This window comes from Kribbella sp. NPDC104218, assembly GCF_055584105.1.
Window position 1 is genome coordinate 1,225,423 of the sequence record NZ_JBVJMQ010000003.1, and the last position, 26,972, is coordinate 1,252,394.

Here is a 26,972-nt window from a genome sequence, read left to right on the forward strand (position 1 = left end):
GCATGCGCCTGTGTGAGGAGCCGCACAACGCGCCGCTGTACGGGAGTTGTGTTACCGGTGGGTAGTATCTAGGTAGCTTTCCCTACCCCGAGGAGCGCTCTCGTGCCCCGTGAGATCCGCGATGTCGTGTTCGTCGACGGCGTTCGCACCCCGTTCGGCAAGGCCAAGGGCCAGTACGCCGAAACCCGCGCCGACGACCTGGTGATCAAGTGCATCCGGGAGCTGCTGCGCCGCAACCCGGACCTGCCGCCCGAGCGGGTGGACGAGGTCGCGATCGCGGCCACCACCCAGATCGGCGACCAAGGCCTGACCATCGGCCGCACGGCCGCGCTGCTGGCCGGCCTGCCGCAGACCACGCCCGGCTACGCCATCGACCGGATGTGCGCGGGCGCGATGACGGCCGTCACCACGACCGCCGCCGGGATCGCCTTCGGCGCGTACGACGTCGTCGTGGCCGGTGGTGTGGAGCACATGGGCCGGCACCCGATGGGCGAGGGCGTCGACCCGAACCCGCGGATCATCTCCGAGAAGCTCGTCGACACCTCCGCGCTGGTGATGGGCTCGACCGCGGAGAACCTGCACGACCGGTTCCCCTCGATCACCAAGGACCGCGCCGACGCGTACGCCGTCGCCTCGCAGGAGAAGGCCGCCAAGGCCTACGCGAACGACCTGATCCAGCCGGGCCTGGTGCCGGTCGCGACCCGCTCGGCCGAGCTGGGCTGGGGGCTCGCGAGCACCGACGAGCCGATGCGCCCGGGCACCACCGCCGACGACCTGGCCAAGCTGAAGACGCCGTTCCGGCCGCACGGCCGGGTGACCGCGGGCAACTCCGCGGGGATCAACGACGGCGCGACCGCGTGCGTCCTCGCGTCGGCCGAGACGGCCGCCGAGCTGGGACTGACGCCGAAGATGAAGCTGGTCTCGTACGGTTTCGCCGGCGTCGAGCCCGAGGTGATGGGCGTCGGCCCGATCCCGGCCACCGAGAAGGCGCTCAAGCTGGCCGGGCTGACCATCGACGACATCCAGGCCTTCGAGGTCAATGAGGCGTTCGCCGTCCAGGTGCTCGCGTTCCTGGAGCACTACGGCATCGCGGACGACGACCCGCGCGTCAACCCGTACGGCGGCGCGATCGCCTACGGCCACCCGCTCGCGTCGTCCGGCGTCCGGCTGATGAACCAGCTGGCCACGCAGTTCGAGCAGCGCCCCGAGGTCCGCTACGGCCTCACCACCATGTGCGTCGGCCTCGGCATGGGCGGAACTGTCATCTGGGAGAACCCGAACTGGGAAGGCGCGGCCGCATGAGCCTGCAGGAACTGATCGACAGCGCTTCGGAGCTCTCGACCGACGAGGTCGTCACGCTCGCGCACTCGCGGGACGTCGTCCTGCCGGGCAAGGCCGGCCTGATGGCGCTGATCACGCTCGACAACGGGCACGACCACACCAAGCCGAACACGTTCGGGCCGAAGGGCCTGGGCTCGCTGAACACCGCGATCGACGCCGCGCTCGCGCGGGACGAGATCGTCGCGATCGGCGTCACCGGCAAGCCGTTCATCCTGGCCGCCGGCGCGGACCTGACCGGCGTCCCGAAGCTGACCGGCCGGGACCAGGCGCTGGCGCTCGGCCAGATCGGCCACGGCGTCCTGCGCAAGCTGGTCGACGGCGGCAAGCCGTCGTTCGCGTTCGTCAACGGCGTCGCGCTCGGCGGCGGGCTCGAGGTCGCGCTGCACGCGTCGTACCGGACGGTCTCGGTCGCGGCCGGGATGCTGTCGACGCCCGAGGTGTTCCTCGGGCTGCTGCCGGGCTGGGGCGGCAACTTCCTGCTGCCGAACCTGATCGGCGCGGACCACGCCGTGAAGGTCGTCGTCGAGAACGCGCTGAACCAGAACAAGATGCTCAGCGGCCCGGAGGCGGTCAAGCTCGGGATCGGCGACGTCCTGCTGGAGTCGGCCGACTTCCTGGAGCAGTCGCTGATCTGGGCCTCGAAGGTACTCACCGGCGAGGTCGTCGTCGAGCGTCCGGAGATCGACCGCGGCGAGGCGTGGGACGCGGCGGTCGCCCGGGGCAAGGCGTTCGCCGATGTGAAGGTGAGCGGTGCGGCGCCGGCGCCGTACCGGGCGCTCGAGCTGATCGCGGCGGCGAAGGACAACGACCGCGACCGCGGGTTCGCGGCCGAGGACGGGGCGCTCGCCGACCTGATCATGAGCGAGGAGCTGCGCTCGGGTCTGTACGCGTTCGACCTGGTGAACAAGCGGGCCAAGCGGCCGGCCGGCGCGCCGGACAAGTCGCTGGCCCGGCCGGTGGCCAAGGTCGGCGTCGTCGGCGCGGGGCTGATGGCCGGTCAGCTGGCGCTGCTGTTCGCGCGCCGGCTGGAGGTGCCCGTCGTCCTGACCGATCTCGATCAGGAGCGGGTCGACCGCGGCGTCGGGTACGTCCACGGTGAGATCGACAAGCTGCTCGGCAAGGGCCGGCTGCGCGCCGACAAGGCGAACCAGCTGAAGGCGCTCGTCACCGGCTCGGTCGACCGCTCGGTCTTCGCCGACGCCGACTTCGTGATCGAGGCCGTCTTCGAGGAGCTGCAGCTGAAGAAGACGATCTTCGCCGACCTGGAGAAGATCATCCGGCCGGACGCGATCCTCGCGACCAACACGTCGTCCCTGTCGATCACCGACATGGCCGCGGATCTGGAGCACCCCGAGCGGGTGGTCGGCTTCCACTGCTTCAACCCGGTCGCCGTGCTGCCGCTGCTGGAGATCATCCGCGCCGGCCAGACCGACGACGCGACGCTGGCCACCGCGTTCGCGGTCGGCAAGAAGCTGAAGAAGTCGTGTGTGCTGGTGAAGGACGCTCCCGCGTTCGTCGTCAACCGGCTACTCACCCGCTTCCTCGGCGAGGTCTCGGCCGCCGTCGACGAAGGCACGCCCATCCCCGAGGCCGACAAGGCGCTGTCCGCCCTCGGCCTGCCGATGCCGCCCTTCGTCCTGCTCCAGCTGGTCGGCCTCCCGGTCGCCCTGCATGTCGCCGAGACCATGAACCGCGCTTATCCCGACCGGTTCGCCGTCTCCGCCAACCTCGCGAAGGTGGTTGCCGCCGGCAAGCAGTCCTTCTACGTCTGGCCCGAGGGCAAACCCGTCGTCGACCCCGACGTCGAGGCCCTCGTCACCGTCGGCGACCAGCCCTCCACCCCGGACGAGCTCCGCACCCGGGTGCTGACGGCCCTCGCCGAGGAGATCCACATCATGCTCGCCGAGGGCGTCGTGGCCGAGGCCCAGGACATCGACCTCTGCCTCCTGCTCGGCGCCGGCTGGCCGTTCCACCTGGGCGGCATCACGCCGTACCTGGACCGGTCCGGTATCGCCGAGAAGGTCAACGGCGCGCGCTTCCTCCCCAAGGGCATCGCAAGCCTGGCCTGACGTACGTGAGGGGTGGGCTCCGAGCCCACCCCTCAATCGCTGTACTTCGCTACGCCTTCGTCTGCTCGCCGGTGCGCTCCTCGACACCGACGCGGCTGCGCCGGTAGCCGTAGACCGCGTAGATCACGACGCCGAGCAGCATCCAGATACCGAACCGCAGCCAGGTCTCGATCGACAGGTTCAGCATCAGGTAGATGCAGATCGCCGCGGCGAGGATCGGGATCACCGGGCTCCACGGCACCCGGAACGAACGCTCGACGTCCGGCCGGCTCTTCCGCAGCAGCGGGACGGCGATCGACACCAGCGTGAACGCCGCCAGCGTGCCGATGTTCACCATCTCCTCGAGTTTGCCGATCGGCGTCACGCCGGCCACGATCGCGACCAGGACGCCGATGCCGATCGTGAGCCGGTACGGCGTACCCCACTTCGGGTGCGTCTTGCCGAGCTGCTTGGGCATCAGGTGGTCGCGGCTCATCGCGAACACGACGCGCGCGGCGCCGATCATCAGCGTCAGGACGACGGTCGTCAGACCGGCCACCGCGCCGGCGGAGATCAGCGTCGCGAACCCGCCGCGGCCGACCGAGCGGAACGCCTCGGCCAGCGCAGCCTCGCCGTTGATATCGGTGTACTTCACCATGCCGGTGATGACGATGCAGACCAGCACGTAGAGCACGGTGCAGATCGCCAGCGAGCCGATGATGCCGCGCGGCAGGTCGCGCTGCGGGTTCTTCGCCTCCTCGGCGGTGGTCGCGACCACGTCGAACCCGATGAACGCGAAGAACACCAGCGACGCGCCCGAGATCAGGCCCATCACGCCGAAGGTCGACGGCTCGACCCCGAACAGCGCCTGGAACAGCGGCGTCGTGATCGTCACGTCGCCGCCCTCGGCCGGCACGCTCGGCGGGATGAACGGCGTCAGGTTCTCACCCTTGATGTAGAACAGGCCGGCCACGATCACGAACAGCACGACGAACAGCTTGACCGCGACGAGCACCAGGTTGACCCGCAGCGACTCCTTGATACCGATCGTCGCCAGCGTCGTCAGCACCAGGACCAGCAGCATCGCCAGCAGGTTCACATCGCTGTCCGGCCCGATCGACTCGGGCCAGCTCAAGCCGATCTGTTCCAGGAACAGAGCGGCGTACGTCGACCAGCCCTGCGCCACGACACTTGCCCCGAGCATCAGCTCGAGCAGCAGGTCCCAGCCGATGATCCAGGCAAAGATCTCACCGAGGGAGAAGTACGAGAACGTGTACGCCGAACCCGACACCGGGACGGTCGACGAGAACTCGGCGTAGCAGAGCGCGGCCAGCGCGCAACAGACGGCGGCCAGCACGAACGACAGGGCGATACCAGGGCCGGCGTACGCCTTCGCGGCGCGCCCGGTCAGGGTGAAGATCCCGGCGCCGATGATGACGCCGATGCCGAAGACCGTGAGGTCCAGGGCGGTGAGGCGTTTCTTGAGCTGGTACTCCGGCTCGTCGGTGTCCGCGATCGATTGCTCGATCGTCTTCTTCCGCACAATGCTCATCTGCGCCTCCTCGACTGCGTCTTATTTCAAGACAGGACGGAACCCTCCGAGCCTGCCTGTCTGACCGCGCGAGGTCAATTCGGCACTCAGCGTCGCGGCCGGTAAGTCCGTAATGACGTCCATAACGTGACCTCGGTGAGACCGCTGCGGCTGAGCAGGATGCGGTCGCGCGACACTTGATCGATGCCGTGTCGCGCCATGTCGTCGTACAGCTCCTCGACGCCGTCCAGGCCGATCCGCTGCACCAGGAAGCGGACGGCGAGCCAGCTGACGCCGTACACGTCGGCGGAGCTGTCGTAGAAACCGAGGTCGGTCGGCAACGACTGCAGCGTCGGCAGGGCGTCGTCGATCACCTCCTGCTCCCACTCGGCCACGCCCTCCGGGCCGCTGATCGCCTCGATCCCGCGCCAGGACACGTACTCCGCGGCGCCCTCGGCCAGCCACAGCGGCTCGTACCCGCCGAGGTCGGCGGTCGCGACGTGGGTGATCTCGTGCGACAGCAGGATCTCGTCGACGCGCGGGCGCTCGGACGGGTTGATCACGATGTACGCGCCGGCGACCGTACCGTCGGCGGTGTCCTGACCGGGCAGCGAGGAGAACGTCGAGCCCGCGCTGGCCGCCGACTCGATGTCCTCGTCGGCGAACCGGGCGTCGCGGACCTCGGTCTCGTCGAGCGCGATGATCAGCACCGCGCCGCGCCAGCGCCGCGGCCAGTAGTCCGCGACCTCCTGCAGGCTCTCGGCCGCCTCGCCCAGGATCGCGCGGCCGCGCGCGGCGTCGCCCTTCTCCACCACGACCAGCGCCCGCGGGCCGCGGACGACGTCGATCCGGCCGAGGTCCCAGGCCTCGCGGTGCGCGCCCGGGCCGAGGTCCTTGTCCAGGTCGTCGTCATCGGCGAGCACCCAGCGGCCGGCCCGGTTGATGAACGTGTAGCCGAGCTCGGTGGTGACCGGGGCGACGTCCACCTTGGGGATCTGGTAGCGCATCAGCACCCGGACCAGGTAGACCGTGCGGCCGCGGCGTTTCATGATCTCCGAGGAGAAGCGCTCCTCGGCCTGGCTGTAGCCCAGCTCGGTGAACCCGATGTCGACCAGGTTCGCGAACAGGACCTTCTGCTGGGCGACCAGCGTCTTGTTCGACGGGTCGAGGTCGCGCAGGAAGAGTTTGAGATCGCGGGTCTGTACGGCCTGCGCGCGCCGGATCAGGATCGAGTCGACGGCCACCCGCCGGGCGATCAGCGCCTGCCCGGCCTTGGACGGCGTCTTCGGCCCGTCGCCCGGGGTCGCCGGGATCGCGGCGCGCCGGGTTTCGGCGTCGTCGGTGCGCGCGTCCACGGCGTACACCACGCCGCCGGACACGAGTGCTACCGCCAGCAGCAACCCCAGCCAACGGCGGGGGCCAGCCGGAGCGCCTGGCGGCGGGGCGCTAGGGATGGTCGCACTCACGTCGGGTCGTTCCTCCGAGTACCCGTCTGTCACAGCCCGGCCACCTTACTCGGTTCGGCGGACTTCACCACCGACACGCCGGTCAGGACGCGGCGGCGGCTTTCAGGGCCCGGAACAAACTGGCCTCGTCGAGGCCGACGTGCTCGATCATGATCCGGTCCCGCTCGGCCTGGGTGGTGCCCAGGCTGGCCAGCTCGAGGTAGAGCGTGGCGACCTCGGTACCGCCGAACCGGTCGAAGAGGTAGTCGACCGCCAGCCACGACAGCGGGTACGAGCTGTCGGCGGTCTGGAAGAAGCCGGCGTCCGGGGGCAGGCTCTTCGCCTTGGCCAGGTACTTCGTCCGGACCTGCTGGCGGTACTTGCCCAGGGCGAGGTCCTCGGCGCCGTCCATCGGGAGGAACTCGACGTACGTCGCCGCGCCCTCGACCAGCCAGCGCGGGGCCGCGGCGCCGTACGACGCGGTCGCGACGTGGGTGAACTCGTGGGCGAGCGTGCGCTGGTCGACCTTCGAGCGATTGCGCGGGTTGATCACGACGTAGGAGTCGGCGCGCTCGCCGCCGCCGGTGGTCTCGCCGGGCAGGGTGCGGTAGACCCAGGTCGCCATCGCGAGCGCGTCCTCGGCGTTCTGCGGGACGGTGTAGTCGGCGCCGCGCACGACCTTGTCGTCGAGCGCGATCACCACGCCCGCGCCGGTCCAGCCGCCGGGCCAGCTCTTGCTGACCGCCTTGACCGCGCTGGTCGCCATCCGGACCAGCTTGGCCGCCAGCTGCTGCTCGCCCTTCTCCACGACCACAAGGACCCGTGGAGCGCGTTTGACGAGCACCTCGCCGGTGTCCCAGGCCTCCTGGTGCGAACCCCTGGGCAAGCGCTTGTCGAGGTCGCTGTCGGAGACGAGCACCCAGTGGCCGGCCGCGCGCTGGCTGAAGGTGTAGCCGAGCATCGCGCGCACCGGGACGCTGTCGATCCCGCGGATCTGGTAGGTCATCGCGACCGCGACCAGGTACGTCGACGGGCCGTACTTGCGACTGACGGCGTCGTCGTACTGCTGGCTGAGCTGGTGGTACGCGAGCCGCCCGAACCCGAACTGCCGCAGGTTGTCGTACAGCGTCCGCTGCCGCTGCATCAGCGCCGAGTTCGCCGGATCCACATCCGCCAGGAACGCACTCCGGTCCGCACTCAGCACCGCCTGAGCCCGCCGCTTCAGCACCTTGTCGACAGCCGCCGCCCGCGCCGCCAGATCAATCGTCGGCCCCTTCGGCGCCTGCTCCCCCACCGCCGTCCGCTCCGTCGACCGATGCAACGCCAGCCCACCCGCCACAGCCGCCGCCACCAGCACCAACGACACCAAGAACGGCCAAACCGGCGTCCGCGCCCGCCCCTTCCGCCGCCGCCGAGCCGGCGCCGCATGCCGCCCCACTCAGCAACGCCCCCAGCCCAAGCCCCGCCACCCCGCGACCGGCGGCGCGCTCCCCACGCCTTTCTCCCCGCGCGCCGCGGCTCGGCCGCGCGCGCGGGTCAGACCCGCCGCCTCAGGCGCCTGCCGGCCGATTGACCGGCGCCGGCTCATCGATCGCCCCTTGGACCTGGGCGACGGCCTCGATGACGTCACGGGCGATCTGCTGCCCGGTGAGGCCGATCTCCTGCAGGACCGCCGCACGTTTCGCATGCTCCAAGAACTGCTGCGGGATGCCGAAGTCACGCACCGGCGTATCGACACCCGCGTCGCGCAGCGCCTGAGCGATCATCGCGCCGCAGCCGCCGGCCCGCCCGTTGTCCTCGACAGTGACGACCAGCTTGAACTTCGGCGCCAGCTCGGCCAGCTTCGGGTCGACCGGCTTCACCCAGCGCGGGTCGACCACGGTCACCCCGATCCCCTGGGCCTGCAACCGGTCGGCGACGTCCATCGCGGTCGCCGCCATCGAGCCGATCCCGACCAGCAGGACGTCGGTCCCCGAGCGGTGCAGGACGTCGAGGCCGCCGACCCGGTCGATCGGGTCGATATCCGGGAACACCTCGCCCTTCGCGTACCGCAGTACGGTCGGGGCGTCGCTCACGTCGACCGCCTCGTTCAGCAGCTCGACCAGCCGCGTGCTGTCCCGCGGAGCGGCCAGCCGCAGCGTCGGGACGACCTGCAGGATCGACATGTCCCACATGCCGTTGTGGCTGGCGCCGTCGTCCCCGGTGACGCCCGCGCGGTCGAGGACGAAGGTGACGCCGCACTTGTGCAGCGCGACGTCCAGCAGGAGCTGGTCGAAGGCGCGGTTCAGGAAGGTCGCGTACAGGCCGACGACCGGGTGCAGACCGCCCATCGCGAGGCCGGCCGCGCTGGTGACCGCGTGCTGCTCGGCGATCCCGACGTCGAACGTCCGCTCCGGGAAGGCCTGGGCGAACTGGTGCAGACCGGTCGGGTGCAGCATCGCGGCGGTGATGGCGACCACATCCGGACGCCGGTGCCCGATCCGGACCAGCTCGTCGGCGAAGACGTCCGTCCAGCCGCGCGGTTTGCTGGCCGGGCGGACCTGGTGGAAGTTGTCCTCCTCGTCCTGCTCGGCGGCGGCGTACCCGAAGCCCTTCTGGGTGACGGCGTGCACGATGACCGGCCCGCCGAACGCCTTCGCGCTGCGCAGCGCGTCCTCCATCGCCTGCCGGTCGTGGCCGTCGACCGGGCCGACGTACTTGAGGCCGAGATCCTCGAACATGCCCTGCGGGGCGAGCATGTCCTTGAGGCCCTTCTTCACCCCGTGCAGCACCTCGTACATCGGCGGGCCGACGTACGGCGTCCGGCCGAGGTTCTTCTTGATCAGGTCGAGGATCTTCTCGTACCGCGGGTTGGTGCGCAGGCTGGTCAGATGCGTCGCCAGGCCGCCGACGGTCGGGCTGTACGAGCGCCCGTTGTCGTTCACGATCACGACCAGCTTGAGGTCGTCGGCCGCGGCGATGTTGTTCAGCGCCTCCCAGGCCATCCCGCCGGTGAGCCCGCCGTCGCCGATCAGCGCGACGACGTGCCGGTCCTCCTTGCGGATCTTGTAGGCCTTGGCGAGACCGTCGGCGTACGACAGGGACGTCGAGGCGTGGCTGTTCTCGACCAGGTCGTGCTCGGACTCGGCCTGGCTCGGGTACCCGCTCAGACCGCCCTGCTGACGCAGCGTGTCGAACTTCGGCGCCCGCCCGGTCAGCAGTTTGTGCACGTACGTCTGGTGCCCGGTGTCGAACACGAGCCGGTCCCGCGGCGACTCGAAGACCCGGTGCATCGCGAGGGTGATCTCCACCATGCCCAGGTTCGGACCCAGGTGACCGCCGGTCCGCGACACGGTCTCGACCAGCACGTCGCGGATCTCCGCCGCCAGATCGGTGAGCTGCTGAGGGGTCAGCTTCTTCAGATCAGCCGGCCCGCCGACCGTCTCCAGCACGCGCATCGAGCTCCTCCCACCAGGTCGTCCTCGAATGCTTGAGTCTATGCATCCGCTCCCGCGAAACCGAACCCGGCCGGGGCGTGCCAAGAATCTCACTTCCTGAGACGCTCACTGACGGTGATTAGTTCGGGGTCTCCCCTACAGTGACCGCATGCAGCAGGTGACGACACTGTTCACCAAGTACGACGGCGCCCCGCACCGCCTCATGGAGGCCGTCCATCTCGGCGAAGACGAACACGGCCTCTGGGTCGGCTCCCTGCCCGGCCAGCGCGCCCGCCGCGCCGACGGCACCTGGATCACCGTCGACCACCACCGGGTCCGCCTCTTCCCCCGCGGCCAATGGTGGTCCGCCCTCTTCAACGACACCCCCCACCCCACCCGCATCTACTGCGACATCACCATGCCCCCCGAATTCGGCGTCGGCACCGTCACCCTCGTCGACCTCGACCTCGACATCCGCCTCCTCCGCGACGGCACCGTCCGCGTCATGGACGAAGACGAATTCGAAGCCCACCGCCTGCAGTACGCCTACCCACCCCAAGTAGTAGCCACCGCCCGCACCACCTGCACCCACCTGGCCGCCACCATCACCACCGCCGAACCCTTCACCACCGCCTACCAGCCCTACCTAACAGCCCTCAAGTCCCTCTAACAGCAACCGGCCCCCGCCGGCTAGGAGCCCCCCTGAGCCGACGCGGGCCGATCAACCCGCGGCAAAACCGCGATCCCCCATCCTCAACCACCCTCAGTACACAATCCACCCCACCCAGCAAACTTGCACCTTCCTGCAACCCCCGACGAAACAGCCCCCAGCCCTCACTCCGCCCCCTCCGCCGCACCCGAAGGCACCCGGAGTAGCCCAACCAGGCGATCCACCCGCACTTCATCCGCTTCCTCACCGAAGCATCGAGCCAGCGCCTCAACCATCAGACGCCGCAACTCCTCGTCACGAACCCTCGCCAGCTCCCCCCGCACAGGAGCCAGCAGAACGAGCGCCTCCCGAACCACATCGGAATATTCATCGTCATACCCTGGATAAATCACATCCAGCGGATCCGATTCATTCAGACTAGCCACCAGAGCCGCATAAGCCTGCGGAAACCGCCGCCGCAACACCCTCTGGACCACCGCCATCTCCCCGGCGTCCAACTGGCCCCAAAACGGCTCACTCAAGGGCAACTCATCCTCCCGAAGATCACCCAAGCTCTCCCCACCCCGCATTCGACCACCTAGACGCTTCCAGCGTCCGCGCCAAACGCTTCCCCGATAGCGTTCATCAAACCGATAGCCAGCGCAAACGAATCTTCCCTGAAGAAGCCAACTCGTTCATAGAACGCCTCTTCAGAAGGCATCATCACCGGACCAGTCACCAGAGCCGCGAACAGCACGTGCACCTCTTCGAGCTGAAACTCTGAATTTGCCCCGGCAACCTTCTTCATTATCCGGGCAACACCTGCACGATCAACGCCGAGGCGCACAGTCGAGCGGCCATCACCGTCCGAGCGATCCGCCTGAAACCTGAGCGCTTCACCGACCAACTGCATCTGCGTCTCCGTCAGCCGCAAGATGACTCCGCTGCGAGTCACAGTAGCTGCAACTTTCGCCCTCATCACGTCGCCGACCTTCCACCCTCAAGGGCCCCCCTACCCTGAAGAATAAGATCGACCACCCGCCACACACTGGACTCATCCGCGCGCTCCTCGAAGCATCGCTCGAGACTGATCCTGACGAGATCCCCAACACGCCCGCGATCAACAGCCCGGGCGGACCAGGCAGTCGCGGCAGCCAGCACCAGCATTTCCCGTACGACATCATCATATTCCCCAGGGTTACCTGGATAGACGATATCAAGAGGATCAACACTTTCGAGACTCGCAGCAAACAACCGGTACTCAGCTGGAAACCTGCGAACAAGTATCGCCCGCACCACCGCAAGCTCGTCCCGAGTCTCCAGCATCCAGAATGGCTTGTCTTGCATCAAAAACTATCTCTATTTTAAAGCTGTTCGAAGGACAGCGCTACCATTTCCCTTGATACAGCAGACCGCGAATCCGCCTTCACGGAGTCCGTTTCTCATAATAGATTCACCAAGCTCTTGCAATGCCTCCCTCGCGGACGGAATATCATCGAAGTCCAAGCCGATCCACGACGTCCACATGCCCCTCGAAAGAGGCCACCACGAGCCAGCTTTCGCCAATCGATCTTTGCCCCGACAACGGGCAACCCGAGCCGCCAACCGCGAGAACACCGCCTGCGACGACGTGCGACAGTCCGCGTCACCCTCCTCGCAGAACCTGCGATTCAGCTGCTTTGATGCGGGCGGCAGGAGGCAAGACTCTCGTCACACCAACCGCCGCCCAGGACCTCGATGGGATCGCACCTTGCCGCAAGCCAATCAATCACCGGAGATCCATAAATAACCCCTACTCCTGACCACCGTGTCAAGTATTGACCTCAGCTTGTCCAGGTCACCCCGATCGCCGACGCCTTGCTCAACCAAGACATCAATCTCATTGATAATGCGATCCAGCTGGGGAGAATTGAACATTGTATCACCGTGGAGATGGACGCCCGCCAGAAGCGTTTCAACGCCAACATGCGGCAGTATCGACTCGAAGCACACGCCGACTTCCTGACTCATGCGTTCCCTACGATGGTTCTGATCTTCAACGTATACATCGAGACCCATTGGAACTCCTTCCGTCCTCACAGCCTCGTCCCGCACGGACCACAACGACCCTCCACCACTCACCTCGGCACCGCCGGCTGTGGGATTGGATGCATCGTTACCACTCCGCCATACTTGTCTTGAACGACGCGATACCAGGTCGTTGGCAACCCACCGGCATCTGCTGACAGACGGCCAATCACGCCTTCCGCATTGACATCACGTTCAAAATTTCCGTTGCGGTTCGGACCGTGACACTTGCATCGATTTGCAGCATCAACCAGGTGGTCAAGATCGACATTGGAATTGAAGACACTCTTACTGGACGTGACGTTACTTCCGCCAACTACGTGTTTACCTCGAACGTAGGCTTCCGACGTATCGTCCAGCATCGCATCAACGCAATTTGTATTGTGGACGAGTACCGGCGAGTTGCCGGCCACCACATAGTACGTGTGAATGTCCGCCACAGTCAGGTTATGGGCCCTCGCCTGTACTGAAGCACGCGGCACAAGTCCCGACACTCGCACTGCGCGGCCATCCGCCCCGAGGAGCAGCTCACCTGGTGCCAGTTCGTCTGCGCGTTCGAAGCGGGCATCGGTGACGGACCAGAACGGGTGATCTTCGGTGGTGGAGACCTTGCCGCCGACTACTACGAGGTCGGTGAGCGTATCGTCGTGAGCCCAGGTCTGCAGGACGGTCTTCGCGGCTCGTTCGCCGGTCTTGGGATTGGTGGCCAGGACCAAGTCGCCGGGTTTGATGTCCTTGATCGGCTTGTGGGTGCCGTCGGCCATCAGGACAGCAGTTGCGCCGGCGAAGCTGCAGGCGCCGGATGCCTTGGTCTTCGACCTTGGTTTCAACAGCTTGCCAAGGGCGCCGGCGCCCTTGGTTCCGACGAGGAGTTCCAGGGGGAACTCGAGGGCGCGGCCGACGGCGCGGTTGATGTTTCCTGCGGCTACGTCATCCTTGACCGGCTCGAAGGTTGACTTGGCGGAGGCGATGGCGCCTTTGCCGATTGCGGCATTGGGGTCTCTGGCAAAGATTCCGAGATCCTGGGTGGTGACGCCGCAGGAGTTTCGGTCGAAGCCTGCGCAAGCCCAGGCCTGCTGGGCCAGTTGGGTGGTGCCGCGGGCCGACTCCAGGGCAGCGAGAATGATGCCTTGGCCGACATCTCCGCTCGGGGTTCGACTTCTGTCGAATTTCTTGGTGACGTAGTCGATGGTGCTGTCCCAGCGGCCCTTGCGGCTGGTGTTGGTGCTGTCGTTGCCACCACCACCGTCGTCGCCTCCACCACCGCCTTGGTTGGTACCGCCTCCCTTACCACCTCCACCTCCACCGCCACCTCCACCTCCACCGCCACCTCCACCTCCACCACCGCCGCCACCACCGCCGGTACTGGGGCCATGACCGCCGTGGTCCTGGTTGATCAGGCCGGTGGGGTCGGAGATGGTGGGCGGGTTGTTGTTGCCGTAGGTGTAGCCGAGCATCTGGTGGGGGTCGGTCGGGTCCATCAAGGGATCGACGCTGATGAAGCGGCCGATGCCGGGGTCGTACTCGCGGGCTCCGATGTGGGTCAGGCCGGTGTTGTCGTCTTCTGGTTTGCCCAGGAAGCCGTGGTCGTCGGGCCAGGCGACGGGTTCGGCGCCGCGGCGCTCGCCGAACGGGGTTGTGTACCGCTTCGTCGCGATCAGGGTCTTCGAGTCGACAGCGACGCTGGACGTACCGTGATGGTCGGGGATCAACCAGTCCAGTTCGGTGGCGCTGGACCTGACCGCGACGGTCTGGCCGTTGATGGCGTACTCGCGTCGCGAGCTCAGGGCGTTGTTCGTCTTGTCGTGGGTGATCTCCAGAGAGCCCACGTACAGGACGGTCTCGTCTGGGCTCTTGCGCAGGATGAGGTTGCCGTCGGCGTCATAGACGTACGACGTGTCGCCGGCGACGTTCTCGAGCTTTGCCAGCTTGTTCTCGGCGTTCCAGGTCAGAGCTTGGACGCCGCTCGAGGGGTCCGGCCGCGTCGTCGTGTTACCCGCGGAATCGTAGGCGTAGGACGTCGTTGGCTTCGGGACCGCGCCGATGGTCGTCACCGACTTGAGCGCGTGCGGCTGCGTCGAGCCGTAGCCGTAGGTCTGTTTGGTGTCCCCAGCTGAGGTGTGGTCCGTCTGAGTCAGGCGAAGACCACCCGCGGAGTAGGTCCAGGACTGCCAGTACGGTGCGGGGCCACCGAGACCGGCAGTCGACGGCGCCGCCGCGCAGTTGGCGTCGCCCGGAGACCAGGCGTCGATCAGACGGGCGTGCCCGTCGTACTTGTAGCACTGTGCGTCACCGCCGACCTTGTTGTCGTCCTTCAGCAGGTTGCCGGCCGGATCGTAGGAGTAGAGGTGGTTGGCAGCGAACTGCCCAACGCCGGACGAGCTGTTCAGCAGGCGTCTGGTACCCACCTCGAAGCTGTTCGAGATGGGCATGTTGTTCAGCGAGCCCAGGTCGTAGCGTTCCGGATCGCCGTGCGCGGTGTAACTGACGCTGTTCACGTAGACGGCGTTACCGCTCTTCATCGAGACCGGCTGCGCGAGGTTGTTGTAGGTGAAGGTGAGCACCTCGGAGCCGAGTGAACCGCCACCTGGAATCTGAGTCCACGAGACCGACTCGGCGTCAGGCAGGTACTCCGTTGTGGTCGAGTAGGTCCCAGCCAGCTCGGAACCTTCCGCGTCCGGGATGATCAGGGACATCAGCGTCGGCTTGTAGAGCACGTTGCGCTGGCTGACCCGCGATCTGTAGACCGGACCGGCCTTGCCCGTCGGGTAACGGTTGCTCTGATACAGCTGGCCGAGATTACCCGCTCGATCGTAGTCCCAGCTGAGCCGGAGGCCAGGATCGGTCTTGTTCCCTTCGTGTACGGCCGTCTTACGATCCAGGACGTCGTAGCTGGTGATCAGCTTCTTCTGGTTCGCGTTCGCAACCGCGACCAGTCGATCGGCCGCGTCGTATTCGTACGAGGTCGTCCCGGAGTCCGGGTCCGTCGAGGCTGTCTTCCGCCCGAGTAGGTCGTAGTCGAAGGACCACGTCGCTCCAGCGGTGGTCATCTGTGCCAGCTGCCCAGCGGCGTCATAGGTGTACTTGCTCGGGATGAAGCCAGGAGTGACGGTTGGGCCGTCGTACTCGCGGCGCTCGATCACCCGACCACGCGCATCCTTGACTTCTGCGGTCGCAGGCTTCCCACTCGGCGGCAAGGTGGTGATCGTGTCACCGCCGTACAGCGTCCGCGTCGACCACCGCGGCTGCGCCGAGACCGCGAACGTCGACTCCGTCTGACGGCCCATGCCGTCATAGGTCAGAATCGTCTGGTTCGGAACCTCGGTGTCCAGAATTCGCGCCAGCGTGCCCGAAGGACCTGACGAGTTCCACAGATCCTTGTTCTCCACAACAGGCAGACCGCGGGTGTTGTACTTCGTTTCGCTGATCAGACGTCCGCCGTTCGGAGCAACTGCCTGTGTCTGGCGGCTGCGCAGCAGCGAGTCGTAGATGACGAAGCCGGACAGATATCCGTCCGCGTTGATATTCAGGTCGTCAGTGCGTACGTACGACGGAACCGACGGCGAGATCGCGTAGGTGTACCGCATGTTCGGGAGCTTCTTGTCCGCCTTCGACTGGTTCGGAAGCCAGACCGCCGTCAGGCGCCCGAGCGAGTCGTAGTCGAGATCGGTGATCTTGCCGTTGGGGTCGATCGTCTGTGTCTTGAGGCCCCATTCCGGCCGATAGCGCGTCGTTGCCTTGAAGCCGCTGTCCGGATTACTCGCAACCAGCGGAGGCGACGTCGCGACCATCTCTTCCAGAGCGCCGGCCCCAGCAGGCACGTAGTTCGTCGTTGACGTGCGTCCCAGCGCATCGGTCGACGACTTGGAGCGGCCGAGGGCGTCGTACGTCGTCGTCACCGTCGTCTGATAACTCGGTACGCCTGCCGACGAGTAGCTGCCGACGCGCTGTTTCGCGGTCAGATTGCCCTTCGTCGGAGCGACGCCGAACGCCTGGCCGTCGTACAAGCTCCGCTGATCGCCGATCAGCCTGCTCTCCGGAGGGTTCGCCGATTCGGCATCGCACTTGCCTTTCGACGAGACGACCCGGGACACGTAGCCCCGCATGGTCGCGTTCTTGGCGTAGGACGTGACGCTGCATGTCTCGTCCACCTCCCCCTCGTCACCTTGGTCCTCCGAGGTGACCGGAAGACCCGTGTCGGGATCGAACGTTGTCACGGCGGTGTGCACCAGATCTGGCCGCCCGCCGTCCCGCTTGGTCCGCGCAGTTACGATCGACGGCTTGACCAGGTTCGCGCGGCGAACGATGCCGGCCGCGCTATCGGTCGTCTGAACCGCGGTCTCCTGAATCCAGTAGTCGGTCAGCGAGCTTGTCACCACGGTGTTGCTGTCGCTCGCGGCGTAGTTGATCGCTTCACGGACCAGTCCGGCCAACGGCGCCTTGTCCACTCTGGTGCCGTTTTGAGTATCCGGGACGGAGACGGACTTCGTTCCTCCCGTCACACCGGCGCGGTCTCCGTTCATACCCCGGAAGTACGACGTGACTGTGCGCGATCGAGGACCGGTCGCCAGTGGGTCACCGGAGCTGGTGGTGACGGTTCGAAAGCCCCGCCACTCCGACCAGTTGCGTTCCTTCGCGGGAACGAGGGCGTTCTCCTGATAGTGCCAAGCACCTCCCCCGCCGTACGAGTAGTTCGTCACCACCGCGTCTGCGCCACCAGTCACGTCTTCGACCCGAACTTGCGAGACGACGTGCCGATGGAACCAATCGTCTTTCGGCGCCGACTGAGGCGGCTGCCAGTGCACCGGATAGCAGCGCATCGCATTACTCGCCGCCGAGGCGGGCATGTTGCCCAGCTTGCATTCCGGCTCGGCGTAGTTGACCGTGACCTTCGCGCCGGTCTCGGTCCAGATCTTGTCGACCCGGTACTTACTCAGCGGTGAGATGCCGTCAGCATCCGAGTCGACCCGGTTCGGCAGGGTGAAACCGCCGAAGCTCACCTTCAGCGGAGTCGCCGTGGACGATCCGGGTGCGACCCCCGAGCGAGTGATCGAAGCGAGCCACAACGCCTTGCCAGACATGCTGTCACCCGGCTGCGGGAAGGAGTGCGCCAACTTCCATTGGTCTACGTTCTGGTACTCGTTCCCCTTTCGGACCTGCGTTGTGATCTGGTCCAGCCTTCGGCGGGAAAAGAACGACGGGCCGGTCTTGGTACACGTCGCGCCGGCTGCACAGATCTGGTCGAAGGGAACATCCGGCCAGTTGGCCTTGGTCGTGTTGTTCAGCGTCGAGCAGTTATCGGTACACCGCTCCTGCGTCGTGAAATGCACCTGCAACGGAGCGGAGGAGGTCATCTCGCCTACTCGCTGGCCATAGAGAATTTTCGTCGGGTAGCCGCCACGGGTGTAGCTCTTGGTCGCTGTCCCGGTCGTCACGCCGTTCTTGGCGTAGTAGTTCGTCTCCTCGGCGTACCACAACGACATCGCGTTGCCGCGTGGGTCCTCCACATAATCCAGGTTCCAGCGCCATTCCTGGTTGTCGCAGAACGATTCGGCGAAGGTCGCTTTATGACAGGGCTCGCCGCTGTTGTTGCCTGCGACCGGGACTGTCCAGACCGAGTTCGTCACGGGTGCGTTGGCACCGGGAACGACCTTCTCGACACCGAAGTGGTACTTCGTGCCGTCGAGCGTCGTGACGACCCATTGCTCCTTCTCGTCGCCGTCCGCACCCGTCGAGGTGACGATCCGAGCGACCTTCGAGCCGTCGTCGTTCTTCAGCCGCCAGCCCGTCGTGTCCTTGACAAGCTCACTCCCCTGACCGTTGAGGACGAGAGTGGCGTTGTCGTATTTCCAGCACAAGTCGAACTTGCCGGCCTGTCCATCGTCTTCACAGGTCGCGTACTTGCGTTCGATGTACGACTCGCTGAGGCTGAATCCTTCGCCGATCCACGACGGCTGGCTGTTGGTGGCCGCAGTCGTTCCATCGACGGACTGAGCCGAGTAGTCGATCGAGAGGCTCGGCGCCGGGCCTGCGGGTGCCGGCGGCACCCGCAGCGGGTAGTTCCAGGTGAAGTCACCGCTGTTGCGCCCCGCCGACCATGTCGACGCGGGACTCAGCGACGTTGCGCCGTAGTCCCCGTTCCCCGAGGCCTGCGCCGCCGTGACCGCCATGACCCGCTCTTCACCGCTGAGTGTGACAGGCGCGGAGACCGTCTTACCCTCATTGTTGTTGACCGAGCCAACCGGCGTCGCCTTCAAACAGCCTGGCTTGTCCGGCGTCGTCAGGGCGCAGTGTGGCAACGACACCAACTCGAGACGAGCGCCCCAACTACCTCCGACAGCTTCCGCGAACTCGGCGTAGTCCACTGTCAGTTGAGCCGGGGCGTTGCCCTTCATTCCGTCGGCTCGGCTGACCGTCAAGAGGAAGCCGGAGACGTCAGCAGCCTCAGCTCGTGCCCGGTCGAGCACGCGAACGCGTGCTGCCGAGGCAGTTGTCGCCGCCGACTTCGTCCGTGTGATCGGCGGTGTCAGGCGGACGGCCGACTCCGCGGCCGCCCTACGAGGGCCGGCCAGCTGGACGATCGACTCACCCGGAGCGGGCCAGACGGCCGGAGCCGGGGCAGGAGCCGGACGTTCGGCCTCGGTCCGCTCGGCCTCGGACTTCTTGGCTGCCGCCAGGTCCATCTGCTCGACCTTGGCGTCGTGCCGCGGCGGTGTCGGCGGGAGGACGGACGTCGAAGCGCTGGCTTCGGCGCCGCTATCGTGCCCTGCAAGCCCCGCTGCCAGCAGCACGGTGGCAGCTGCCATCGCGGTCAGCGCGTTGAATCGGTTCGCCATGTTGCTCTCCTGTCAACCTGCGGACGGGCAGGCGGGGACACTGATGTCTGGGAACTCTCTGCAGATCGCGTTGTCGACCAGCGGGCCGACGTACACCCGGATGTCGTCGACGAGGCCGGCGAAGGCTGTGTCAGCGCCGCGGCCCTTGCCGACGACTGTGCTGCCCACTCGGTCAGGAGAGGACGCCGGGTACGGCACGAGGGAGCCTGGCTGCTGATTCGAGTTCACTGTCAGCCCGATCATGCCGGGCGCCGCCTGGTTCGATGACCCGCCCTGGTTAGGGTTGTACGTTGCGATGAGGAGTTGCCAGTCGGATGTGACCGCGTCGTTGTCCTGGGCGGCTCTCGCCACCGCCTCCTCACCGCCGGACCCGCGAGTGAAGACCCAGGTACCTTCGAAGGCATCAACCGGCTTCCACTCCAGGCGCCATGCGTCGCGGTCGGTGCCTGCTTGACGGGCAATCACAGCAGGCTTCGTGGCGTCGGCCAGTTTGACCCAGACGGCAACCGAGAATGTCGTGCCTGCGTCGACAACTGGCCTTGGGAGTGACAGCGCTTCCTCAGCCGAACCGGAGAACCGCAGAACCGCGCCACGCTCGTCGTCCTGGATGAACGAGGCGGACTGATCGCCGCCGGCGCCGAACCCTCCCATGACCATGTTCGCGCCGTAGACCGATTCACTGGTGCGCCAGATCTGATCTGAGCCCCTGGCAGCGCCGTCCAACGGCCAGTGCGCCGCACGGCCGACGACAACCTCGTCGCCATCTCGCCGAAGGTCGGTCAGCGCCATCGCCTTCTGAGAGTTCAGCGCGGTCTGCCAGATCTGAACGCGATCGATCGACCCCGAGAACCAGTTCTTGAAGACGTCGTTGAACTGACCACGACCGACACTCAGCGGGCCCGCTGCCTTCCAGGCCTTGTCGGCGGGGAACGCAACGTTTCCCTGCGTCTGCAGCCGGCCGTTCACGTACAGCCGTAGCTTGCCGTCCACGGCGTCGTAGACACCGACCAGATGCGTCCAAGCGCCGAGAACGGCCGGCTCGTTGGATGTCGTCTTGACGACCGCCGGAGACAACACGTCGGTCGTGGCGCGCTGGAACACCCAACGATTCGCTGCGGCCGAGTACGACAGATCGAAAGCGCTGGCCAGATTCCCGGCGGCGCTGAGGACGGTCGCATCGGACGCCGTCCACAGTCGCGCCCAGGCGGACACCGTAAAGCTCTTCGAGGTGTCGACCACGGTCGTCGGCGTTTCGGCGTAGTCATCGACACCGTCCAGGCGAATGGACTTGCCGTCTCTGCCCGCGTCATCGAAGGCGCCGCCTCCATGCACACTCAGTGGGTGAGCGGGTGCCGCGCCGTCGGCCGCGGTTGTCCCACTGCCGTCGTCGAACGACCAGTCGCCGATCAGCGGCGCGTTCTGGACGGCCAGCTTGTAAACGGTCAAGTCCTTACTTGCATGCCCGGCCGGATCGAAACTCTGGACAGTCAGCTTGTTGACTCCCTCACGTGGAGGTATGAGCGCTTTCGTCCCGGTGTGAGCCTGGATGGAACCGCGGCCGGCTTGCCCTTCCCACCAGTACTCGTGGCGAACAACATCTGCGGCCGTCCCCTTCACGGAGAAGGTGATCGGAGCATTGAACGGCGCGATCTGCTGGCACTCCGGCTTGTCCGTGCAGTTCGGCACATCGACGGTGCCGTATTTCGCCGTGACGATCGGAGCCGGGGGCCCGAACCTGTCGACCCGGAAGTAGCACCACGCCGTATAGGCGGAGTAGAGCTCTGCTCCATCCGGAAGCTTGTACACCGATCGCGCTCGGTAGTGATAGGTCGCGCCATCGCTGAAGTGTGTCGGCAGCGTGTTGGGGAAGGAGAACTTGTGGACCGTCCCTGGACTGGCTGGACCGCGCTGCTCGTGCCGATGGACATTGCCTGTGCTGCTGTAGATCCAGAGGTCCGCCATGAGCTGTGCGTTCTGCTCATTGATGCGTCCTTGCAGGATCGGCTCGACGGCGAACTGAAGGTTGATCGACCCCACGCTGGTCGGTGAACTCGCATCGTCACAGCCGACGGCGGGATCGGTCAGACCGAGCTGACGCGGTACGTCCGGGGGCGTCGCGTAGGTCACGCGGAGCTTGCCGTACGAGCTGAACTGCTTCCAGGCGCTGCCGTCCTTCTCGTTCGTGGCTGCGAGGCGGAAAGTCGTGTTGGCGTAGCCCTTGGCGGCGGTGTCGACCAGTGAGCTGGTCACGGGAAACTCGACGTACGCATCAGGACAGGACGAGTTGTATCCGTGCGCAAAGCTCTGGGTCGTGACGGTGTGCTGCACGGCCGGCTGGTTGTTCCACGTCGTACGGTCGGTGATCGTCGTTGTGCGGGTCAAAGTGACCTGGCGCTTTGCGCAGCTCGCCGAGTGCGTCTCGTAGTTCTGCAGGGTCGCGGCGATGATCTTCTTGCCACGGAAGCCGCGGGTGTCGAACTGGAAGAAGGAGCGAACGATCTTGTGTTGTTCGTAGTCCTCGTAACCGACCCCGAGACTGTGAGTGGTCTTGTAGAACGACGTCGTCGGGTACAGCTCCCAAGCAGCGGCCCAGGCATTCCGGTCGACGGTCGTCGTTGGCGGGTCCAAAACAACCGGATAGACAGTCGTCGATGCGGTGAGAAGGTCCGCATCGGGGATCATCGTCAGGCCGTTGCTGTCACCCCTCAGCTCCATCTCGGCGGTATGCGCACCCGCGGGACCGTCTTCGACCAGGTCGGCCGAGCTACGGGCTGCCACGGCTTGCTTTCCTTGGGACGTCTGCCGTGCCGCGTCCCACATGATCGCGTCCCCGGCTGTCAGGGCCAGCTTGCCGTCGTCGAACACGTACGCGGGTCCGCCGTCTCGGTCGGCACGCAGTGAAAGACCTTCGGTCGTCACGGGGAAGTGAATCGACTTCAGCGCTGGGTTCGACGCCGCTTCACGCGTCTTGACAACCAGGTTGTAGCTGAAGCCTTGGACAGTCGCGTCGACCACGAGATCGACCCCCTGAGCAATCTCCGCGTACGTCGCGGTGCTACCCGACAACACCGGACGAGGAAGTGTCCAAGGTGATCTCAGCGTCCAGTTGCCCTGCTTGAGGCCGATCTTGCCGATCGGCCCCGCCCCGCCTCCGGAGAGGCTGATGCGCGAGACAGCCGCCTTCGGACCGACTGAGCCGTCCGGACGAAATTCCAGGGTGGCGTCGACTGCGCGCCAGCCGCCGGCCTGCTTGACGCGGACCGGCTCGTTCGACATCTCGGCCGTCAGCGTGCCGTCCGGGTTGGCGAAGGTTTGGGAGGTCTCGGTCGTGCGGTCGGCGATCTCGACCGGCGCGTTGCTCGCGGCGGCGAAGCGGGCGGCTTCGGCGGCATCGCGGCCGACCTTGGGGATCGGTGGTGGCGCGGCGGTGGCCGGCGTCGCATGCAGATTGGTTGTCAGGACGGCTGCGGCCGCCAGCACTGCTACTGCGCTTCGGCATGCCGAAGCGACTCGAGATCCCCGCCTCACGTTCCCCACCCCACTGTTGGTTCTGTCCCGAAGTGCTAACTCTGAGCCCTGCGAGCTGTCACGAACAGCGACAACTCATACAAACGACCCATACAAGTTGGGATCGTCGGTCCTCCCCCGAGGCAGCTCAAACAGCGGGCATCCTGCCTGATGGTGGCGCTTTGTGTCCAGGAAGTTGCAGGAAGTGGCAACGCCGTCCCGGTGGGGCCGGGACGGCGTTGGGGTGGGTTGGGGTGGTTAGGAGCCGCAGCCGTCGGTGCCGGGGTAGTCGGTGCAGGTGCGGGTGGGGGACGGGGTGCCGGCGTAGATGCGGAGGTTGTCGAGGCGGCCGGTGAAGGGGGCGCCGGTGGGGCCGGGGGTGCCGATGGTGGTGGCGCCGTCGCGGCGGGGGGCGGTGAAGGTGGTGCTGGAGCCGCTGCGGGAACGGAGGTCGAAGGCGAGGGAGATTCGGTCGTCGGCGGGGTTGCGGTCGCTGAGGCGATAGGTGGCGGTGAGGAGGTGCCAGCCGTCGAGTTCACCGTATTCCGAGTAGACCTTGAGGGTGGCGACGGTTTCGGTGGCGGCGCCGGCGTTGCCGCGGGCGAAGATGAAGCGGCCTCCCTCGGCGTCGGGCTCGTAGGCGAGCCGCCAGGAGTCCTTGCCTGCGGTGCCCTGGCGGACGAGCACGCCGGGCTTGGTGGGATCGGTCAGCTTCACCTTCACGGCCACCTCGAAGCTGGCACTGGCGTCGACGACCGGGCGGTTGAGGACGACGGACGCTCGGGACGAGCCGCTCAGTTCGAGGACCTTGCCTCGCTCGGGGTCGTCGACGAAGGCCTGGGACTGGTCGGAGCCGGGGAAGCCGGAAACGGTCAGGTCAGCGCCGCGGATCGTCTCCGGGGAGCGCCAGACGCGGTCGGTACCGCGGACGGCGGTGTCGAGCGGCCAGTGCGCCGCATCACCAGCGATGACGCCGTCCGGCTCCCTGGGTGCCTGCGCCTCGATGACCTCCTCAGGGCGCAGCACCCGCTGCCAGACCTGGAGGTTGTCGATCGAGCCGGCGAAGTAGCCCGCCGGTGCGCCGTTCACCAACGCGCGGCCCACGGTCAGCGGGCCGGTCGCCTGCCATGCTTGTGCGGCCGGGATCGTCAGCTCCTGCTGCAAGCGGCCGTTCACGAACAGCTTCGCCACACCGGACGGCGCGTCGTACGTCGCCAACAGGTGCGACCAGGCTCCGAGCACCGGCGGCTCCTTCGAGGACACGGTGCGCAGGGCCGGACGGCGGACGTCGGCGGAGGTCCGCGCAAGGACCCAGCGCTTGGACGACGGGTCGTAGCCCAGCCCGACGCTCGTGGTGTTCACACCGTTGACCGCGGCCACGACGCCCAGCTTCGACAGCTTCGCCGGCCGGACCCAGGTCGCAATCGAGAAGCTCTGCGCCGTGTCGACGACAGGTCCGGTCGCGCTCGCGTAGTCGTCGGCGCCGTCGACGGCCAGCGCGCCGTGCAGGCGGCCGCTGCCTTCGAAGGTCGCACCGGTCAGCGTCAGCGGGTGTGTCAGGCCGGGCCCGTCCGCGGCGGTCGTCCCGCTGCCGTCGTCGAAGCCCCAGGACCCGACCGGGCCGGGCGGCGGGCCGACGTTCAGCAGGAAGTACGTCGAGCTGCTGCGCTGCTGGAACGAGTTGACGCTCCGCACCTCGAGGTCGCGGCGTCCCTTGCCCGGCGGCTCCAGCTCCAGGGTGACTGTCGATCCCTCGACCGAAATCGCGCCCTGGCCCGGCCAGCTGTACTCGAACCCGGTGACATCGGCCGACGTCGCCGCGAAGGTGAAGGTCACCTTCTCGCCCAGGCGGACGGTCTCGGGGCACCTGGGCTGGTCCCAGCAGTTCTGCAGCGGCTGGCCGTTGTGGGTCGCCGTGACCGTTGGCGGGGTGGGTGGGACGGGTGGGTCGGCGGCGTACGCCGGGAGCGCGGTGACCAGCAGGGTCACTGCGGCGGCGAGGGCCAGTGTGAGGCGGGTGCGTCTTTTCAGGCGGGTGTGGTGCATGTGGGTCCTCCCCGGGCGGCGTGCGTTCGGCGGGACATCTTGGCCGAGGGGGTGGGGGGTGGGCCAGGGAATTGCAGGAAGTTGCAGAGAAGTGGGGCGGGGGGCGGGGTAGGTTTTGGGGATGGGACGGGACGTGCGGGTCGTTTACCGGAAGTACGACGGGGCGTTGCATTGGCACCAGTGGATGGAGTTCCTCGGGGAGGACGAGTACGGGGTGTGGCTGGGCGGCCGGGTCGGGAGCGTGTCGCAGCGGGGGGAAGGGTTGAAGCTGGTCTCGGAGGTCGCGCATGTGCAGTTGTTCCCACGGGAGCAGTGGTTCACGGCGATTTTCAATGATGCGCCGCGGAGTACGGAGATCTACTGCGATGTGACGACGCCGGTGGAGTTCGCCGATGAGCTGGTGACGATGGTGGATCTGGATCTTGATGTGATCCGGAAGCGGGACGGGACGGTGCTCGTGGACGACGAGGACGAGTTCGCGGAGCATCAGGTGAAGTACGGGTATCCGGCCGAGGTGATCGCGCGGGCGCAGGCTTCGTGTGATCGGCTGGTGGTTGCCGTGGCCGACGATGAGCCGTTTCAGACGGTGTACAAGAGTTACTTGGACAGGGTTCGGTAGCTGACGGTCGTGTTCTTGAGCAGGAGCGCGCCGGGGAGCGGGCCGCGTTGCCCGGCGTACATGTCGGCGACGGGGGCGACGGTGAGGTAGAGGTTCTTGCCGGCGGGGACGTCGACGGCGATCGCGGGGAGCTCGATCGTTCGGCGGACGCCGTGTGCGGCCTTCGGTTCTCGCAGCGGCATCGTGTTGTTCTGGACGACGCGCGCGGTCAGCGGGCTGGCGCCGACGCTGAGGGCGAGGAAGGCGCCGGAGCGCGGGACGATCGTGTAGACGTTCGCGGTGACGGACGGCGTCCCGGCGACGGTGATGGGGCCGGTGGCAACTTTCACGTTGACCGGGACGCCGACGCCCGTGGGGGTGGCGATCTTGCCGACCGGGATCTTGGTGTTCGGCGTCAGCTTTCGTTGCGTCACGCAACGGCCGTCGGCGGTGGCGAGGTGGTGGACGCCGAAGCCGGTCAGGCCGGTGGACTGGCCGAGCAGGTTGAGTCGCATGAAGCGGATCGACAGGGCGGCGAACGACGGTGAGCCGAGGGCGATCGAGCAGGGGTCGCCGGGGGTGGCGAAACCGGGCGGGACGACGCTCGGCAGGGTGTGGCCGCCGTTGTAGCCGATCAGGAGGGACTTGGCGCGGGCGGCCGGGGTCAAGGCGCGGGCGAAGTTCGAGAGGCCTTCGTTGAGGTTGAACAGGTTGTCGGACAGGCCTTGGCCGATCAGCACCGGGAGGTCGAGTTTGCGGCCCTGGGCGACGTGCCAGGCGGGGCCGTTGTGGGCGAAGAAGGCGTCGAGTTCGCGGCCGAGTTTGCCGGTCGGCCAGCCGCCGGTGGCGATCGCGGCGAGGAACGCCTTGCCGATGGACGGCGGCAGGTGGCTGCCGCCGGCGGCGTACAGGGAGGTCAGCCAGAGGGCACGGGCCGCCTCCGACGGGGCGAGGGCCTGTTTGAGGTCCCACCAGGTGATCTCGGGGGCGAGCGCGTCGAAGCGGGTCCGGCCGCGGTCGCGGAGCTCGGTGAACGCGCCGGCGAACTGGTAGCCGCCGCCGTACGAGCCGCCGATCGCGCCGATCAGCGGGTCGCCCGGGGCCTCACGGGTCACCCAGTCGAGACTCGCGACCAGGTCGACGAGCTTGATCACGTCGCGGCCCTCGTAGTCCGGGTTCATCACGTGGGCGACGCCGGTGCTCTCGCCGAAGCTGCGCTGGTCGAAGCTGAGGACGCCGAACCCGGCGTCCAGCCATGGCTTGAAGGCGGCGGCGTCCTTGGTCCGGGAGCCGCCCCAGCCGTGGCTGTGGAAGATGAGCGGGACGGTCCGGGAAGCGGCCGCCGCGGGCTTGAACAGCGAATAGCAGATCCGCACCGGCGTCGTCGTCCCCGGCTCAGGCACGGAGTTCACGCACCCGGTGGTCACCGAGTCCGCGGCAGCAGCCGGCATCAGACTCGCGCCGGAGAGCACCAAGGCGGTCAACAGA

15 protein-coding genes are annotated in these 26,972 nt (G+C 66.9%); 4 read left to right on the forward strand and 11 right to left on the reverse strand.

Annotated elements, in window-relative coordinates; genetic code table 11:
* The first annotated feature begins 102 nt into the window (after nt 1-102).
* Nucleotides 103-1,302 (forward strand): thiolase family protein, encoded by a 1,200-nt coding sequence (locus ACZ6ZD_RS30450; RefSeq protein WP_465677353.1) that lies wholly within the window; start codon nt 103-105, stop codon nt 1,300-1,302.
* Nucleotides 1,299-3,410, forward strand: a complete 2,112-nt coding sequence (locus ACZ6ZD_RS30455) for a 3-hydroxyacyl-CoA dehydrogenase NAD-binding domain-containing protein (protein WP_465677354.1) — start codon at nt 1,299-1,301, stop codon at nt 3,408-3,410. The genes ACZ6ZD_RS30450 and ACZ6ZD_RS30455 overlap by 4 nt, the downstream gene beginning before the upstream one ends.
* Nucleotides 3,411-3,459: 49 nt before the next feature.
* Here ACZ6ZD_RS30455 and ACZ6ZD_RS30460 read toward each other — a convergent pair whose 3' ends face one another.
* The 4 genes from ACZ6ZD_RS30460 to dxs all read right to left on the reverse strand — a co-directional run bounded on the left by ACZ6ZD_RS30460 (nt 3,460) and on the right by dxs (nt 9,802).
* On the reverse strand, nt 3,460-4,941 hold the full coding sequence (locus tag ACZ6ZD_RS30460) for an amino acid permease (RefSeq protein WP_465677355.1): 1,482 nt from the start codon (nt 4,939-4,941) through the stop codon (nt 3,460-3,462).
* A gap of 86 nt (nt 4,942-5,027) precedes the next feature.
* Nucleotides 5,028-6,275, reverse strand: coding sequence for a hypothetical protein (locus ACZ6ZD_RS30465; RefSeq protein ID WP_465677356.1), 1,248 nt, complete (start codon nt 6,273-6,275; stop codon nt 5,028-5,030).
* A gap of 193 nt (nt 6,276-6,468) precedes the next feature.
* Nucleotides 6,469-7,803, reverse strand: a complete 1,335-nt coding sequence (locus tag ACZ6ZD_RS30470) for a gluzincin family metallopeptidase (RefSeq protein WP_465677357.1) — start codon at nt 7,801-7,803, stop codon at nt 6,469-6,471.
* Nucleotides 7,804-7,915: 112 nt separating this feature from the next.
* A complete protein-coding gene (dxs, locus tag ACZ6ZD_RS30475; RefSeq protein ID WP_465677358.1) occupies nt 7,916-9,802 on the reverse strand; it encodes a 1-deoxy-D-xylulose-5-phosphate synthase in 1,887 nt (628 codons plus the stop codon).
* A gap of 148 nt (nt 9,803-9,950) precedes the next feature.
* Between dxs and ACZ6ZD_RS30480 the strand changes: the two genes are divergently transcribed.
* Complete coding sequence (locus tag ACZ6ZD_RS30480) at nt 9,951-10,451, forward strand: DUF402 domain-containing protein (protein ID WP_465677359.1); 501 nt, start codon at nt 9,951-9,953, stop codon at nt 10,449-10,451.
* 164 nt (nt 10,452-10,615) lie between these two features.
* Here ACZ6ZD_RS30480 and ACZ6ZD_RS30485 read toward each other — a convergent pair whose 3' ends face one another.
* The 6 genes from ACZ6ZD_RS30485 to ACZ6ZD_RS30510 form a co-directional block, all read right to left on the reverse strand.
* A complete protein-coding gene (locus ACZ6ZD_RS30485; protein ID WP_465677360.1) occupies nt 10,616-11,002 on the reverse strand; it encodes a hypothetical protein in 387 nt (128 codons plus the stop codon).
* A 26-nt stretch (nt 11,003-11,028) separates the two neighbouring features.
* Nucleotides 11,029-11,343 (reverse strand): hypothetical protein, encoded by a 315-nt coding sequence (locus ACZ6ZD_RS30490; protein ID WP_465677361.1) that lies wholly within the window; start codon nt 11,341-11,343, stop codon nt 11,029-11,031.
* Between the two features lie 851 nt (nt 11,344-12,194).
* A complete protein-coding gene (locus tag ACZ6ZD_RS30495; RefSeq protein ID WP_465677362.1) occupies nt 12,195-12,488 on the reverse strand; it encodes a hypothetical protein in 294 nt (97 codons plus the stop codon).
* A gap of 59 nt (nt 12,489-12,547) precedes the next feature.
* Complete coding sequence (locus ACZ6ZD_RS30500; protein WP_465677363.1) at nt 12,548-19,333, reverse strand: polymorphic toxin-type HINT domain-containing protein; 6,786 nt, start codon at nt 19,331-19,333, stop codon at nt 12,548-12,550.
* Between the two features lie 12 nt (nt 19,334-19,345).
* Nucleotides 19,346-22,813: a LamG-like jellyroll fold domain-containing protein gene (locus ACZ6ZD_RS30505; protein ID WP_465677364.1), complete on the reverse strand. Its 3,468-nt coding sequence runs from the start codon at nt 22,811-22,813 to the stop codon at nt 19,346-19,348.
* A gap of 285 nt (nt 22,814-23,098) precedes the next feature.
* The gene (locus tag ACZ6ZD_RS30510; RefSeq protein WP_465677365.1) at nt 23,099-24,886 is read right to left on the reverse strand and encodes a LamG domain-containing protein; all 1,788 of its coding nucleotides are present in this window, start codon (nt 24,884-24,886) and stop codon (nt 23,099-23,101) included.
* Between the two features lie 121 nt (nt 24,887-25,007).
* On the opposite strand from ACZ6ZD_RS30510, the gene ACZ6ZD_RS30515 reads away from it, so the two are divergent.
* The gene (locus ACZ6ZD_RS30515) at nt 25,008-25,505 is read left to right on the forward strand and encodes a DUF402 domain-containing protein (RefSeq protein WP_465677366.1); all 498 of its coding nucleotides are present in this window, start codon (nt 25,008-25,010) and stop codon (nt 25,503-25,505) included.
* Here the strand turns inward: ACZ6ZD_RS30515 and ACZ6ZD_RS30520 are convergent.
* Nucleotides 25,484-26,968 carry a CocE/NonD family hydrolase gene (locus ACZ6ZD_RS30520; RefSeq protein WP_465677367.1) on the reverse strand — a complete coding sequence of 495 codons (1,485 nt, stop codon included), beginning with the start codon at nt 26,966-26,968 and terminating at the stop codon, nt 25,484-25,486. The genes ACZ6ZD_RS30515 and ACZ6ZD_RS30520 overlap by 22 nt on opposite strands.
* Nucleotides 26,969-26,972 lie beyond the last annotated feature (4 nt).

Coding starts and splice junctions, on each gene's coding strand:
- ACZ6ZD_RS30455 (WP_465677354.1), top strand. CDS start 1,299: ATGAGCCTGCAGGAACTGATCGACAGCGCTTCGGAGCTCTCGACCGAC.
- ACZ6ZD_RS30460 (WP_465677355.1), bottom strand. CDS start 4,941: ATGAGCATTGTGCGGAAGAAGACGATCGAGCAATCGATCGCGGACACC.
- dxs (WP_465677358.1), bottom strand. CDS start 9,802: ATGCGCGTGCTGGAGACGGTCGGCGGGCCGGCTGATCTGAAGAAGCTG.
- ACZ6ZD_RS30480 (WP_465677359.1), top strand. CDS start 9,951: ATGCAGCAGGTGACGACACTGTTCACCAAGTACGACGGCGCCCCGCAC.
- ACZ6ZD_RS30490 (WP_465677361.1), bottom strand. CDS start 11,343: ATGCAGTTGGTCGGTGAAGCGCTCAGGTTTCAGGCGGATCGCTCGGAC.
- ACZ6ZD_RS30495 (WP_465677362.1), bottom strand. CDS start 12,488: ATGGGTCTCGATGTATACGTTGAAGATCAGAACCATCGTAGGGAACGC.
- ACZ6ZD_RS30500 (WP_465677363.1), bottom strand. CDS start 19,333: ATGGCGAACCGATTCAACGCGCTGACCGCGATGGCAGCTGCCACCGTG.
- ACZ6ZD_RS30510 (WP_465677365.1), bottom strand. CDS start 24,886: ATGCACCACACCCGCCTGAAAAGACGCACCCGCCTCACACTGGCCCTC.
- ACZ6ZD_RS30515 (WP_465677366.1), top strand. CDS start 25,008: ATGGGACGGGACGTGCGGGTCGTTTACCGGAAGTACGACGGGGCGTTG.